General features: G+C 69.4%; 11 protein-coding genes. 6 read left to right on the forward strand and 5 right to left on the reverse strand.

Going from position 1 to position 14,252, the window contains the following annotated elements:
- Positions 1 to 15: 15 nt before the first annotated feature.
- Positions 16 to 444, reverse strand: coding sequence for a hypothetical protein (locus ABD736_RS08750; RefSeq protein WP_344791364.1), 429 nt, complete (start codon positions 442 to 444; stop codon positions 16 to 18).
- A 118-nt stretch (positions 445 to 562) separates the two neighbouring features.
- Between ABD736_RS08750 and rfbB the strand changes: the two genes are divergently transcribed.
- The 4 genes from rfbB to rfbA are packed head-to-tail and all read left to right on the forward strand — an operon-like array spanning position 563 to position 5,190.
- Complete coding sequence (rfbB, locus tag ABD736_RS08755; protein WP_344791365.1) at positions 563 to 1,561, forward strand: dTDP-glucose 4,6-dehydratase; 999 nt, start codon at positions 563 to 565, stop codon at positions 1,559 to 1,561.
- A 12-nt stretch (positions 1,562 to 1,573) separates the two neighbouring features.
- Complete coding sequence (locus ABD736_RS08760; RefSeq protein WP_344791366.1) at positions 1,574 to 2,971, forward strand: sugar nucleotide-binding protein; 1,398 nt, start codon at positions 1,574 to 1,576, stop codon at positions 2,969 to 2,971.
- 10 nt (positions 2,972 to 2,981) lie between these two features.
- A complete protein-coding gene (locus ABD736_RS08765; protein ID WP_344791367.1) occupies positions 2,982 to 4,295 on the forward strand; it encodes a UDP-glucose dehydrogenase family protein in 1,314 nt (437 codons plus the stop codon).
- Positions 4,296 to 4,317: 22 nt separating this feature from the next.
- Complete coding sequence (gene rfbA, locus ABD736_RS08770) at positions 4,318 to 5,190, forward strand: glucose-1-phosphate thymidylyltransferase RfbA (RefSeq protein WP_344791368.1); 873 nt, start codon at positions 4,318 to 4,320, stop codon at positions 5,188 to 5,190.
- Between the two features lie 118 nt (positions 5,191 to 5,308).
- On the opposite strand, the gene ABD736_RS08775 is transcribed toward rfbA, so the two are convergent.
- From ABD736_RS08775 to ABD736_RS08785, 3 genes are read right to left on the reverse strand one after another with little or no spacing between them, the layout of a single operon-like run.
- Entirely contained in the window at positions 5,309 to 7,468 is a 2,160-nt protein-coding gene (locus tag ABD736_RS08775) for a prolyl oligopeptidase family serine peptidase (RefSeq protein ID WP_344791369.1), read from the reverse strand.
- A 33-nt stretch (positions 7,469 to 7,501) separates the two neighbouring features.
- Positions 7,502 to 8,974, reverse strand: coding sequence for a cardiolipin synthase (cls, locus tag ABD736_RS08780; RefSeq protein ID WP_344791370.1), 1,473 nt, complete (start codon positions 8,972 to 8,974; stop codon positions 7,502 to 7,504).
- 45 nt (positions 8,975 to 9,019) lie between these two features.
- Positions 9,020 to 9,190 carry a hypothetical protein gene (locus ABD736_RS08785; protein WP_344791371.1) on the reverse strand — a complete coding sequence of 57 codons (171 nt, stop codon included), beginning with the start codon at positions 9,188 to 9,190 and terminating at the stop codon, positions 9,020 to 9,022.
- A 111-nt stretch (positions 9,191 to 9,301) separates the two neighbouring features.
- Between ABD736_RS08785 and ABD736_RS08790 the strand changes: the two genes are divergently transcribed.
- Complete coding sequence (locus tag ABD736_RS08790; protein WP_344791372.1) at positions 9,302 to 10,465, forward strand: exonuclease SbcCD subunit D; 1,164 nt, start codon at positions 9,302 to 9,304, stop codon at positions 10,463 to 10,465.
- The gene (locus ABD736_RS08795) at positions 10,462 to 13,290 is read left to right on the forward strand and encodes an AAA family ATPase (RefSeq protein WP_344791373.1); all 2,829 of its coding nucleotides are present in this window, start codon (positions 10,462 to 10,464) and stop codon (positions 13,288 to 13,290) included. The genes ABD736_RS08790 and ABD736_RS08795 overlap by 4 nt, the downstream gene beginning before the upstream one ends.
- On the opposite strand, the gene ABD736_RS08800 is transcribed toward ABD736_RS08795, so the two are convergent.
- Positions 13,277 to 14,239, reverse strand: coding sequence for a LacI family DNA-binding transcriptional regulator (locus ABD736_RS08800; RefSeq protein WP_344791374.1), 963 nt, complete (start codon positions 14,237 to 14,239; stop codon positions 13,277 to 13,279). The two genes, ABD736_RS08795 and ABD736_RS08800, sit on opposite strands and share 14 nt — an antisense overlap.
- Positions 14,240 to 14,252 lie beyond the last annotated feature (13 nt).

The raw sequence follows: 14,252 nt of genomic DNA on the forward strand, positions 1-14,252 counted from the left end.
AGTCGACCCGCGGGCCTATTTCTTCTTGATCGGCGCCAGGTAGAAATGCGTGCTCTGCGCCGTGAACTGGATCGTCACGTTGCGGTCGAGGTTGTTCGGGGTCTGGAAGACGGTCGTGAACGGCGCGTAGCCCTCAGGGCAGTCATCCCCCGCGTCCTTCACCTTCATCGTGATCTGGTCAGGCGCGGTGACCTTGTACCCCGTCGCGTACGGCGGGCACTCGGCCGAGCCGTACAGCGTGACGGCGAACTCGCTGCCGTCCTTCTTCATCCACACGGCCCAGGGCGCGCCGCCCGCGCTCGACGCGGGCGCGTCGACGCCTTTCGGCTCGCCTTTGTAGTGGTCGAGCGGATCAGGTGAGACGGATGCCTGCTGCGCACACCCCGCCAGCAGAAGACCGACCGCGGCGAGCGCGACGAGACCTCGGGCGAAGCGGGTGGGCATGCGCAACATCGTAAGGCCGGGACCTTTGGCCAGTACGCAGTACTCGCCCTCACGCGGCGGTCATTCCCGCAACGACTCCGTTCTCGCTGCCCAGGAAGCCTCGGATAGCCTCTGTTCCATGCGCAACGTCCTCGTCACCGGTGGCGCCGGCTTCATCGGCTCGAACTTCGTCCACTACCTGATCGAGAACACCGACGACCACGTCACCGTTCTGGACAAGCTGACCTACGCCGGCAACCTCGCGAGCCTCGAGGGCCTGCCCGAGGACCGCTTCACCTTCGTCAAGGGCGACATCGCGGACGCCTCCGTCGTCGACCCGCTGGTGGAGGCATCCGATGTCGTCGTCCACTACGCGGCAGAGAGCCACAACGACAACTCGCTGCACGACCCGCGACCGTTCATCGACACGAACCTGATCGGCACGTTCACGCTGCTCGAGGCGGTGCGCAAGCACGAGAAGCGCTATCACCACATCTCGACCGACGAGGTCTACGGCGACCTCGAACTCGACGATCCGCAGCGCTTCACCGAGCAGACCCCCTACAACCCGTCGAGCCCGTACTCGAGCACGAAGGCCGGCAGCGACCTGCTCGTGCGCGCCTGGGTGCGCAGCTTCGGCGTGCAGGCGACGATCTCGAACTGCTCCAACAACTACGGGCCCTACCAGCACGTCGAGAAGTTCATCCCCCGGCAGATCACCAACGTGCTGACCGGCGTGCGCCCGAAGCTCTACGGCGCAGGGCTCAATGTGCGCGACTGGATCCACGCCAACGACCACTCGTCCGCGGTGCTGACGATCGTCGAGAAGGGCGTCATCGGCGAGACCTATCTCATCGGCGCCGACGGCGAGAAGGACAACAAGTCGGTGGTCGAGCTGATCCTCAAGCTCACCGGGCAGCCGACCGACGCCTACGACCACGTCGTCGACCGCGCCGGCCACGACCTGCGCTACGCGATCGACTCGACGAAGCTGCGCACCGAGCTCGGCTGGCAGCCCCAGTACCAAGACTTCGAGGCCGGCCTCGCCGCGACCATCGACTGGTACCGCGCGAACGAGGCCTGGTGGCGGCCGCAGAAGGCGGCGACCGAAGCCAAGTACGTCGCCCAGGGCCAGTAGGCTCTGCTGTCAATGAGCGAGTCCCCGAAGCCCGCGCTGCGCGAGACCCCGATTCCGGGGCTGCTCGTCGTCGACCTCGACGTGCGCGGCGACAATCGCGGCTGGTTCAAAGAGAACTGGCAGCGCGAGAAGATGCTGCCGCTCGGGCTTCCCGACTTTGGGCCGGTGCAGAACAACGTCTCGTACAACGACGAGATCGGCACCACGCGCGGCGTCCACGCCGAGCCGTGGGACAAGTTCGTCTCGGTCGTGCACGGCAAGGTGTTCGGCGCGTGGGTCGACCTGCGCGAGGGACCGTCGTTCGGCGCGGTCTTCACCACCGAGATCGACCCCTACGTCGCCGTGTTCGTGCCGCGGGGCGTCGGCAACGCCTACCAGACGCTCGAGCCCGACACGGTGTACTCCTACCTGGTCAACGACCACTGGTCGCCGGACGCCGGCGCGAAGTACACCTTCCTCAACCTCGCCGACGAGACCGCGGCCATTGACTGGCCGATTCCGCTCGCGAACGCCGTGCTGTCGGACAAAGACAAGCAGCACCCTCGGCTCGCCGACGTGAAGCCCATGGCACCGCGGAAGACGCTCGTGCTCGGCGCCAACGGGCAGCTCGGCCGTGCGCTGCGCGCCCAATACCCGGAGGCCGAGTTCGCCGACCGGGCCGCCCTCGACGTCACCGCTCCCGATCTGGACACGGCGCGCCCGTGGCGCGACTACGGCGTGATCGTGAACGCCGCGGCTTACACGGCCGTCGATGATGCCGAGACGGATGCCGGGCGCCGCGCCGCCTGGGCGGCGAATGCCACCGGCGTCGCCGCGCTCGCCCGCATCGCCGCGGCCAACGGCATCACGCTGGTGCACGTCTCGAGCGACTACGTCTTCGACGGCACGGCGGCCGAGCACCCCGAGGACGAGCCGTTCAGCCCCCTGGGCGTCTACGGCCAGACGAAAGCGGCCGGCGATGCGATCGTCGCCACCGTTCCGCGGCACTACATCGTGCGCACCAGCTGGGTGATCGGCGACGGGAAGAACTTCGTGCGCACCATGGCGAGCCTCGCCGAGCGCGGCATCGCCCCCAGCGTCGTCGACGATCAGGTGGGGCGGCTCTCGTTCACGAGCGACATCGCCGCAGGCATCCGTCATCTCATCGAGTCACGCGCGCCCTTCGGCACCTACAACCTGACCGGCGCCGGCGAGCCCGTCAGCTGGGCCGAGATCGCGAAGCGCGTGTTCGCGGCCACCGGGCACGACCCTGCTGCGGTCACGGGCGTCAGCACCGAGGAGTATTTCGCCGGAAAGCAGGCGGCGCCGCGCCCGCTCAGCAGCGTTCTTCCCATCGACAAGCTCGCGGCGACGGGCTTCACCCCGCGCGATCACCTGCTCGCGCTCGACGAGTACCTGGCGAACGGATAGGGAGCTCCACGTGCGAATCACCGTCATCGGCTGCGGCTATCTCGGCGCTGTGCACGCCGCGTGCATGGCAGAGCTCGGCCACGAAGTGCTCGGCATCGACGTCGACCAGGCGAAGATCGACCTGCTCGCAGCGGGCCGCGCGCCGTTCTACGAGCCGGGGCTGCCCGAGCTGCTGACCTCGGCGAACGCGACGGGGCGCCTGCGCTTCACCACCGACATGTCCGAGGCAGCGGGCTATGACGCGCACTTCATCGCGGTCGGCACCCCGCAGAAGAAGGGCGAGTACGCCGCCGATCTGACGTATGTCGACGCCGCGGTCGCCTCACTCGCACCGCACCTCGCGCCGGGCAACGTCGTCATCGGGAAGTCGACCGTGCCGGTCGGCACCGCGCGCCGCCTCGCAGGCATCGTCGCCGCAGCCCAGCCGGAGGCCGTGCTCGCCTGGAACCCCGAGTTCCTGCGCGAGGGCTTCGCCGTCGAAGACACGCTGCGCCCCGACCGTCTGGTGTACGGCGTGCCCGACGGGGCCGCAGGCGAGCACGCGAAGGCGGTGCTCGACGAGATCTACGCCACCGCGCTCGGCAACGAGACGCCGCTGGTCGTGACCGGCTACGAGACCGCCGAGCTGGTGAAGGTCTCGGCGAACGCGTTCCTCGCCACCAAGATCTCGTTCATCAACGCCATCGCCGAGGTCGCCGACGTCACCGGCGCCGACGTCACCGCGATCGCGGACGCGATCGGCTACGACGCGCGCATCGGGCGCCGTTTCCTGAACGCCGGGCTGGGATTCGGCGGGGGATGCCTGCCGAAGGACATCCGCGCCTTCCAGGCGCGCGCCGGCGAGCTGGGCGCCGACCAGGCGCTGACCTTCCTGCGCGAGGTCGACGCGATCAACATGCGCCGCCGCTCACGCGCCGTCGACCTGACCCGCGAACTGCTCGACGACTCGCTGCTCGGCAAGAAGGTCGCGGTGCTCGGCCTCGCCTTCAAGCCGGAGTCCGACGACGTGCGCGACTCCCCCGCACTCGACGTCGCCTCGCAGCTGCGCTCGCAGGGCGCCCGCGTCGTCGCCTACGACCCCGAGGCCGTGCCGAACGCGCAGCGGCTGCACCCGGAGCTCGACTTCGCATCGTCTGCCGAAGAGGCGGCCGCCGACGCCGACGCCGTGGTCCTGCTCACCGAGTGGAAGCAGTTCCGCGCACTCGACCCCGAAGCCTTCGGCCGGGTGGTTGGCAACAGGAACATCCTCGACGGCCGCAACTGCCTCTCGCCCGAGGAGTGGCGCGCCGCCGGCTGGCGCTATCGCGCACTCGGCCGCCCATAAGCAACACCTAGGAGCAACACGAATGCGCGGAATCATCCTCGCCGGCGGCTCGGGCTCACGCCTGTGGCCGATCACCAAGGGCATCTCGAAGCAGCTGATGCCGATCTACGACAAGCCGATGATCTACTACCCGCTGTCGACGCTGATGATGGCGGGCATCAGCGAGATCCTGATCATCACGACCCCCGAGTACAACGAGCAGTTCCGCGCCCTGCTCGGCGACGGCTCGCAGCTCGGCATCCGCCTCGAGTACGCCGTGCAGCCGTCGCCTGACGGCTTGGCGCAGGCGTTCATCATCGGCGAGGAGTTCATCGGCGACGAATCCGTCGCCCTCGTGCTCGGCGACAACATCTTCCACGGCGCGGGCCTCGGCTCGTCGCTGCGCGAGCACAACGACATCGACGGCGGCCTGATCTTCGCCTACGAGGTGAGCGACCCACACCGCTACGGTGTCGTCGAGTTCGACTCCGAGTTCCGTGCGCTCTCGATCGAAGAGAAGCCGAAGGAGCCGAAGTCGAACTACGTCGTTCCGGGCCTGTACTTCTACGACAATTCGGTCGTCGAGATCGCGAAGACAATCGAGCCCAGCGCTCGCGGCGAGCTCGAGATCTCGACCGTCAACGAGCGCTACCTCGAGGCCGGGAAGCTGCAGGTGCAGGTGCTGCGCCGTGGCACCGCCTGGCTCGACACGGGCACCTTCGAGTCGATGATGCAGGCCTCCGAGTACGTCAAGGTGATCGAGGATCGCCAGGGATTCAAGGTCGGATGCATCGAGGAGATCGCCTGGCGCGCCGGGTGGATCACCCTCGACCAGCTCGAAGAGCTCGCGCAGCCGCTGCGCAAGAGCGGCTACGGCCAGTACATCCAGCGCCTGGTCGACACCGCCCGCCGCTGACGGGCCGTAGTCGCTGAGCGCCAGCTCGGGCCGTGGGGCGCATTTCGCGCGATCGGGCACACGTTTTTGCGGAAATCGCGTGCCCGATCGGCATTTGTGTGCCCGTCGCGGTGCGGGGCTAGACCTTCAACCCCGTGAAGTGCGCGGCGAAGGCCAGCACGTCGGCCGCCTCCGCAGCGACCATGGCGAGCGGCTTGCCGGCGCCGTGCCCGGCCTGCGTCTCGATGCGCGTCACGATCGGGGCATCCGCGATGCTCGCCTGCTGCGCCGCCTGCAGCGTCGCGGTGAACTTGTGGCTGTGCGCGGGCACGACGCGGTCGTCGTGGTCCCCGGTGAGGATCAGCGTCGGCGGGTAGGCGACCGGCCGAACGTTATGCAGGGGCGAGTAGGCGAGCTCGACCTCGAAGTCGTGCGGGTCCTCGGGGTCGCCGTAGTCGCTCGTCCACGCGGCGCCCGCCGTGAACTTGTGGAAGCGAAGCAGGTCGAGCACGCCGACGCCCGGGATCGCCGCCGCCGCGAGATCGGGGCGCTGCGTCATGACGGCGCCGACCAGCAGTCCGCCGTTGCTGCGGCCGTGGATGGCGAGCTGCTCGTGGGTCGTCACGCCGGTCGCGACCAGGTGCTCGGCGACGGCGATGAAGTCGTCGAAGACGTTCTGCTTGCGGTCTTTCTTGCCGGCCTCGGCCCACGCCCGGCCGAACTCGCCGCCGCCGCGCAGGTTCGCGAGTGCGAGCGTGCCGCCGGCGGCGAGCCACCCGGCGAACAGCGCGCGGTAGCTCGCCTCGACCGCGATGTCGAAGCCGCCGTACCCCCACAGGAGCGTCGGGCTCGCGGCATCCGGCGCGTTCTCGCCCTTGATCAGGAAATAAGGGACGCGCGTGCCATCTTTGCTCGCCGCCCGCGCGCGCTCGACGCGCACGGCCGGGAACGTGAGCTGCTCGCCGGTCGCCGGGGGCGGAACGAGTGCGTCGAGGGGTTCGACGTCGCCTGACCCGACCCGCCCGCGGAAGGCGCGCGTCGGCGCCGTCGGCGTCGAGAGGCCGACGAACCATTCGTCCGAGTCCTCGTCGCTCCACCAGCCGACGATCGACCCGCCCGGCAGGTCGACCGTGCCGAGCGCCGTGCCGTCGAGCGCGTAGCGCATGAGCTCGGGCTGCACGTCGACGAGGCGCGCAACGAGCAGTTCGCTGCCTGCCGCGGCCACGAACTGCAGGATGTCGGATGCCTCGGGCACGACCTCTTCGAGCGCGGGAACCCCCGTGCGCTCGAACTCGGCGAGGTCGAACGCGACGATGCGGCCGTTGTCGGCGTCCTGGTCGGTGTAGATCACCACGCGTTCGCCGTCGTTGCGCACGAAGCCGTATTGCGCGTCCGGCTCGTCGAAGACTTTGATCGGGTCGCCGAGGATGCTTCGGCCTGCGGCATCCGTGTCGAGACGCGCGAACCACAGGCGGTTCTCGCGATCCGTGCCGCTTCCGAGCGCGATGACCGCGAGACGCTGATCGCTCGACACCTCTGCCCACACGAACGCCTGCTTGTACTCGTCGCGGATGTCGACGATGGTCAGGTCTTCGCTTTCCGGCGTGCCGAGGCGGTGCAGCTTGAGCAGGCCGGTCTTCACCTGAGCGGCCTGGTCGCCCGTCGCGCGGCCCTCGTGCGGCACGGCCTCGTAGAGGAATGACGCGTTGTCCGGCAGCCATTCCGCCGAGCCGAACTTGGTCTGGATCGGGGGCTCGACGGGCGAGGCCGGCGTTGCCGGGAAGTCGGCCGAGTCGGCCGCGAGCTCGACCGTCGTGATGTCGACCCAGTCGCTGCCGCCCTCGCTGACGGTGTAGCTGAGGTAGCGGCCGTCGCGGCTGACCGTGAAGCCGCGCAGGCTGGTGGTGCCGTCTTCCGACCACTCGTTCGGGTCGAGAACGACGCGGCCGCCCGCCAGCAGCTCATCGACGCTGTCGGCGACGAAGACTTGATCCTGATTCTTCGCGCCGTCGTTGCGGCTGACGAAGTAGCGCCCGCCGCGCTTCGAGGGGGTGCCCGCGCTCGGGCGCGCCACGATGCGCGCCATCAGGTCTGAGAAATATGCCCGTTCGGGAATGTTCTGGAAGACGTCTTCCGTGAAGGCGTTCTGGCGGGCCACCCAGTCGCGCGTCTCCGGCGAGTCCGGGTCTTCGAGCCAGCGGTATGGGTCGGCGATCTCGCGGCCGTGCAGCGTCTCGACGAAGTCCGCGCGGCGGGACTGCGGGTACGGCGAGGGGCCGTTGCTCGAGGCATCCGTCATGCCTCTCAACCTAGCCGCGGCAGACCGCCCGCGTTATTGCAGTGCGCTCGTGAGCCGCGCGAGGTTGTCGGCGATCGTCGATCGCAGCGGCTGCTGCGCCCATTCCTCACGGGTGAGCTGGCGGCTGTTCTGGCGGTAGCTCTGCTCGATCTCGCGCAGCTCGCTGACGAAGTGGCGGCCGCGCACCATGAGCGAGATCTCGCTGTTGAGTTGGAAGGAGCGGATGTCCATGTTGCTCGAGCCGACCACCGCGACCTCGTCGTCGATCGTGAAGTGCTTGGCGTGCAGGATCGTGGGCGCGCGGTACATCCAGATCACGACGCCGGCATCGAGCAGTTGCTCGTAGTACGAGCGCTGGGCGTGGTAGACGAGCCACTGGTCCGCGACCTCTGAGACGAAGAGCTCGACGCGCACGCCACGCTGCAGGGCGGTGAGCAGCGCGGTGAGCATCGACTCGTCCGGCACGAAGTAGGGGCTCGTGATGATGATCTGCTCTTGCGCGTAATAGAGCAGCGCGAGGAAGAGACGCAGGTTGTTCTCGTGCGGGAATCCCGGGCCGCTCGGCACGAGCTGGCAGTCGATCTGCTCGCGCGGGGGTGCGATGAAGGTGGGCTCGACGACGCGGGCCTCGCGGGCGAGCAGCTCGTCGGTCTCGACGTACCAGTCGGTGATGAAGATCGCGTTGAGGCCCGAGACGATCGGCCCGTCGAGCCGGGCGACGAGCTCTTTCCAGTGCAGGCCGCGGCGTCGGTTGCTCGCCTTGTCGTAGCTCGGGTCGATCACGTTCTGCGAGCCCATGAAGCCGACCTCGCCGTCGATGACGACGAGCTTGCGGTGGTTGCGCAGGTCGGGGCGCTGATAGCGCCCCTTGAAGAGCTGGATCGGCAGCATGAGCTGCCAGCGCGCGCCCATGGCGTTAAGGCGCTTGATCGTCCTGCGATAGCCGCGCGTGCGCAGGCTCGCGATGTGGTCGAGCAGCACGCGCACCGTGACGCCGCGCTCGATGGCCCGCTCGAGCGCGTCGAAGAACGGCTCGGTCGTCGGGTCGAGCGTGAAGATGTAGAACTCGACGTGCACGTAGCGCTGCGCGCCGTCGATCGCCGCGATCATCTCGTCGAAGCTGCGCTGGTAGTCGGTGATGAGAGTCGCCGAGTTTCCGCCGACGAGCGGCATCGCGCCGAGACTGCGGTTCAGGTGCACGACCTGCTCGAGCCAGCCGGGCCAGGGGTGGTCGCGACGCACCCGCTCCATACCCTCGGTCTGATCGAGGATGAACTGGTTGATCTGCTGCTGCTTCGCCCGGCGGTGCTTCGGCAGCTTGTACGAGCCGATCAGCAGGAAGACCAGCAGGCCGACGTACGGCAGGAAGTTGATCGCCAGCAGCCAGGCGGTCGCGCTCGTGGGGCGGCGGTTGCGGGGGACGACGATGATGGCGACGACGCGGAAGATGAAGTCGACGACGAGCCCGAAGATGATGATCGCCGAGGTCCAAAATCCTGCGTTCATCAGGCTCCTCGGCTAGGTCGTCGCTAGCGTCGGACTGGTGTGGCGCTAGTTCTTCGAGGGCAGGCCGCGCTTGGCCCGCTCTTCAGCCTCAATCTTGGCGTACACCTTGCGCTCGGTGCGGTCGGCTCGCAGGATCGCCGCCATCACCCACCAGAACACGAGCCCGACCAGCACAGTGGGGGCCAGTGCCCAGACGATTCCCTGCCACGCGTTCATGTTGGAAGTCACTTTATCGGCGCGCTCATGTGGGGTCGCTGTGACGGTCTAGCCGCGCACAGGTGTGGATTGCGCGCAGGCCGTGTCGGACGCGACGGATAGCGTGACAGCATGCGAGTCCTGCACACCTCCGACTGGCACGTCGGGCGCACGTTCCACGGGCATTCGACTCTCGAGGCGCTTGGCACGGTGCTCGATGCGCTGACCGAGATCGTGCGCGAGCGCGAGGTCGACGTGGTCGCCGTCGCGGGCGACGTATTCGACTCGGCGACGCCCTCTGGCGACGCGTTCGGTCTGCTCGGGGCGGCGCTGCGCGGCATCCGCTCAGCCGGCGCCGAACTCGTCATCACGAGCGGCAATCACGATTCGCCGGCGCGACTCGGCTTCCAGTCCGAGTTCGCGGCGTTCGGCGGAGTGCACATCATCACGCAACCGGCGCAGCACGCGACCCCCGTGACGATCACCGGGCGCGATGGTGTCACCGTCGACTTCTACGGAATCCCGTTCCTCGAGCCGGCTCTCATTCGGCACCTCTGGCCCGACGAGACGCTGCGCACGCAGGCCGACGCGCTGCGGTTCGCGATGCGTAACGTGCATGCTGCGGCTGAGGCATCCGATCACCGCTCCGTCGTGCTGGCGCACTGCGTCGTGGCGGGCGGGGCCGCCGAGGCGAGCGACGCTGAGCGCGACATCACCGCCGGTGGGCTCGACGTCGTTCCTCTGTCGACATTCGAGGGCGTCGACTACGCGGCGCTCGGGCACATCCACGGCCGGGCGACCCTCAGCGACATCGTGCGGTACTCGGGCGCGCCGCTGCACTACTCGTTCAGTGAGGCGGGAAAGCCGCGCGGTGCGTGGCTCGTCGAACTCGGTGCACACGCACCCGCCGCCGTCGAGTGGGTCCCGCTTCCGGTGCCGCGCGGCCTTGCCGTGCTGACCGGCACGCTCGACGAACTGCTGACCAATGAGGCGCTCGGTGCGCACGAAGACGACTGGGTGAGCGCCGTCCTGACCGACAGCACCCGGCCCATCGACGCCATGCGCAAGCTGCAGCGGCGGTTTCCGCACTGCGCCAACCTGGTGCACAGCCCGGTGAACACGGCGTCCGACAACTCCGCCGGCTACCGCGAGCGCGTCGGCAAGGGCGTGCCCGACGACGAGCTCATCGGGTCGTTCCTGAGCTTCGTGCGCAACGGCGAGGGGCCGAGCCCTGCCGAGAGCGAGCTCATCGCCGAGCTGGTCGCCGAGCGCACTCGGGCGGAGGCTGCCCGATGAGGATCAACCGCGTCACGATGGCCGGCTTCGGCCCGTACCTTGCCCCGCAGACGGTCGACTTCGACGCCTTCGCCGACGACGGCATCTTTCTGATCGGCGGGAAGACCGGCGCAGGCAAGTCCACGATTCTCGACGCGATCTGCTTCGCCCTCTATGGAAGTGTCCCGCGCTACGAGGGGCAGGCGTCGTCGGCCACCAAACTGCGCAGCGACCACTGCGCTCCCGACGACGTCAGCTACGTCGAGCTCGAATTCACCGTCGGTGCCCGCCGCTACCGGTTGCTGCGCTCCCCTGAGTACGAGCGGCCGAAGGCCCGGGGCGACGGATTCACCACCCAGAAGGCCGACGCACAGCTGTCGGTCCTTGAGGGCGACACCTGGGTGGGCCTCGAAGCCCAACTGCGCACCGTCGGAGCGCGGGTCGCCGAGATCGTGCAGCTCTCGCAGGACCAGTTCCTGCAGGTGATCCTGCTCGCACAGAACCGGTTCCAGGAGTTCCTGCTCGCGAAGAGTGAAGAGCGACAGTCGCTGCTGCGCACCCTGTTCGGCACGCGCCGCTTCGACGACTACGACGAGGCGCTGCAGGCGAGGCGAAAGGCACTGGAGTCCGAGGTCGCCGGCGCCCGAGCCGAGATCTCGCGGCTCGCGAGACAGCTCGACGACGTGCTGCCGATCGACGCCGACGCGACGCTGGGCTCCACCGAGGCGCGCGAGGCGAAGGAAGGCCCCGCGGGCGCAGGCAGTGCGACAACTGCAGGCGCAGGCGGGTCCGCAACGGCGGACGTCACCCCCGATTGGACCGAGGTGCCGACCGAGCCGGCAGAGACCGTGGCGTGGATGGGCACACGCGTCGCCGCGCAGCGCACGCGGCTGTCGCTCGCCGAGGGCGAGGCAGAACGAACGGATGCCGCATGGCGCGCGGCCCAGTCAGAGCACGACCGCCTTGCCGAGCTCCGGAAACTGCAGCAGCGGCGGGCCGACGCACAGGCGCGTCGCGACGCACTGCACGAAACCGCCGCGCAGATCGATGCCCTGGTCGAGCAGGCGCTTCTCGGCGCCAGCACGCACCTGGGCGAAGTGGCGACACTCGACGCCGCCGGCGACGGCCTTGCCGCACTGAGCGGCGCATTGGTCACCGCGGTGGAGGCGGAGAAGAGCATCCCCGCTCGCGAACGCGCCATCGCCGCGGCCGATGCGAAGTGCTCGGAAGCCGACGGAGCACTCGAGTCGTCGAAGGAGCAGGCCGTCACCTGGAAGCGGCAGCTCGATGAGCTCGCGCCCGCGATCGAGGCGGCCTCGACAGCGGCGGCCGATCAGGTTGCCGCGCAACAGCTCGCCGACACGATCACCCCGGTGCTGAAGGCGCTCGGGGCGGCGGAATCCGCACGGGCCGAGGTCGAGGCCGCTCAGCGTCGCGAGCTCGAGAGCGGCCGGGCGCGCACCGCGGCGTCGGCCGCTCTCGATGCTCTACGGGCGCGACGGCTCGAGAGCCACGCGGCCGAACTCGCCGAAGCGCTGCGCGAGGGCGACCCCTGCCCCGTCTGCGGATCGACACAGCACCCGGCTAAGGCGGAATGGAGCGGCGAGCCCGTCACCGAGGCGGACATAGAACGAGCCGAGGCCGATCTCGCCGTTGCAGACGCCGAGGCGACCCGGCGCTCACGCGAGGCGGCAGACGCTCGGGCGAAGCTGGCCGAGTTGCAGGGGGCCGCGGGCGGCCACACCGCCGAGAGCGCGCAGGCGGCGCAGTCCGAGGCAGCGGCCCGCCTCGCTGCCGCCAAACAGGCCGCGAAGCGCGCCGCCGAGCTCAGAGCTCGCAGGGATGACGTCGCCAAGCGACTCGCGAATCACGACGCCGAGCTCGAGAGACTTCGTGCGGCATGCGAGACCGCGAACGCGCAGCGCGCGGCGGCGCGCACCGCTCTGGCCGAGGCGCGGAAGCTCGTCGACGACGCTCGCGCAGGCTTCCCGAGCGCGACCGCACGCGCGGCGGCCGTGAGCGCCAGCACGCAGGCCGTGCGTGAGGCGGCCCAACGTCGCAGTCGGCACGAGACCGAGGTGGCCGCTGTCGAGGCGACCCTGCAGGAGGAGGCGGTCCGGTCGGCGCCGGCCGAGCCGGTGGACCTCGAGACGGCGAGGACTGCGCTGGGTGAGGCATCCCGCGCCCGCGACGCCGCTCGCGAGACCCGCGCGACCCTGGCCGCGCATCTGAAGACGGCCGAGGGGCTGCTCGACAGCGCACAGGCGACGCACGGCAAGTCAGCTGAACTGGCCGCGACGTTCGAGGTGGTGCAGCGGCTCGCGAACACCGTGCACGGGCAGACGCCCAACACCAAGGTGATGCGCCTGGAGAGCTTCGTCCTCGCCGCCGAGCTGGAAGAGATCGTGCTGGCGGCGAATGCACGGCTGACGCAGATGTCGGGCGGCCGGTATCTGCTCGAGCACTCCGACGAGCGGGCGGCGCGTGGGGCGCAGTCGGGTCTGGGGCTCGCGATCCTCGATCAGCACACCGGTGTGGCGCGGCCGACGCAGTCGCTCTCGGGCGGCGAGACGTTCCTCGCGAGTCTCGCCCTCGCCCTCGGTCTCGCCGAGGTCGTCACCGGGCGCGCCGGGGGCATCACGCTCGACACGCTCTTCATCGACGAGGGGTTCGGGTCGCTCGACTCGGAGACGCTCGAGATCGCCATGGGCACCCTCGACTCGCTGCGCGCAGGCGGCCGCACGATCGGCCTGATCAGTCACGTCGAGGCGATGAAAGAGCAGATTCCGGCGAAGCTGCAGGTCGACGTCGCCGACGGCGGGTGGAGCGTGATCAGCCAGTCATAGCCGCGGACGCGGATCCCGCGGATTCCGCCGCCGCGGACCGGGCTCCCGCGGATTCGACCGCCGCGGATTCGACCGCCGCGGACATCGCCGGCGCTGCCCCCGTCGGCGCCGCCGCCGTCGAACCGCGGGCGACGAACACCGGCGCCTCAGCCAGCACATCGCGCGGAGCCTGTCCGTCGAGAACCTCGAGCAGCACGTGCGCCGCCAGCGCTCCGCGCGCATGCACGTCGTGGCTCATCGCGGAGACCGGTGGCGTCGTCAGACGGCAGAACTGCGAGTCATCCCACGCCAGAATCGACAGCGCCCCGGGCACCGCAACGCCCAATTCCGTCGCCGCAGCCAGCCCCGCGATCGCCATCACATCGTTGTCGTAGATGATCGCGGTCGGCGGAACCGGCGCGGCAAGCAGGCGCCGCGTGGCATCCGCCCCACTCTCACCCGAGTAATCGCCCACCTCCAACGTCGCCGAGATGCCCAGCGACGCCGCCGTGTCGAGATACGCCCGCGTGCGCTCCTGCGTGTGCATGAACGCCGCGGGGCCCGTGACGCGCGCGATCCGCGTGTGACCGAGAGCCACCAGCCGGCTGACCGCGTCGACCATCGGCTCGTAACCGGCGTTGCGCACCGTCGCGAGGCCGGTGCCCGGTTCGGGCTCGCCCAGGATGATGCCGGGAAGCCCGAGCGACACGATCAGCTCCGGCCGCGGATCGTCCGGAACGAGGTCGACGAGCACGACGGCCCCGACGGCTCCGTTCGCCGCCCACCGGCGATAGCTCTCGAGCTCGCGCGGCATCCCGTCGACGACCTGCATCAGCACCTGCCTGCCCGTCGGCGCGAGCACCTCTTCCAGCCCGCCGATCAGCTCGCCATAGAACGGCTCGGCCGCGAGCTGCCGCGGCGAGCGGCGCAGCACGATCCCGACCGCACTCGCGGCGCCCCTGCTCGTCATCATCTCGATCGTG

The organism is Gryllotalpicola daejeonensis (assembly GCF_039538145.1).
Taxonomy (GTDB): domain Bacteria; phylum Actinomycetota; class Actinomycetes; order Actinomycetales; family Microbacteriaceae; genus Gryllotalpicola; species Gryllotalpicola daejeonensis.

Bases quoted from the DNA above. Each gene is read 5' to 3' on its own strand.
- rfbB (WP_344791365.1), top strand. From the start codon at position 563: ATGCGCAACGTCCTCGTCACCGGTGGCGCCGGCTTCATCGGCTCGAAC.
- ABD736_RS08785 (WP_344791371.1), bottom strand. From the start codon at position 9,190: ATGAACGCGTGGCAGGGAATCGTCTGGGCACTGGCCCCCACTGTGCTG.
- ABD736_RS08795 (WP_344791373.1), top strand. From the start codon at position 10,462: ATGAGGATCAACCGCGTCACGATGGCCGGCTTCGGCCCGTACCTTGCC.
- ABD736_RS08760 (WP_344791366.1), top strand. From the start codon at position 1,574: ATGAGCGAGTCCCCGAAGCCCGCGCTGCGCGAGACCCCGATTCCGGGG.
- ABD736_RS08750 (WP_344791364.1), bottom strand. From the start codon at position 444: ATGCCCACCCGCTTCGCCCGAGGTCTCGTCGCGCTCGCCGCGGTCGGT.
- cls (WP_344791370.1), bottom strand. From the start codon at position 8,974: ATGAACGCAGGATTTTGGACCTCGGCGATCATCATCTTCGGGCTCGTC.
- ABD736_RS08800 (WP_344791374.1), bottom strand. From the start codon at position 14,239: ATGACGAGCAGGGGCGCCGCGAGTGCGGTCGGGATCGTGCTGCGCCGC.
- rfbA (WP_344791368.1), top strand. From the start codon at position 4,318: ATGCGCGGAATCATCCTCGCCGGCGGCTCGGGCTCACGCCTGTGGCCG.
- ABD736_RS08775 (WP_344791369.1), bottom strand. From the start codon at position 7,468: ATGACGGATGCCTCGAGCAACGGCCCCTCGCCGTACCCGCAGTCCCGC.
- ABD736_RS08790 (WP_344791372.1), top strand. From the start codon at position 9,302: ATGCGAGTCCTGCACACCTCCGACTGGCACGTCGGGCGCACGTTCCAC.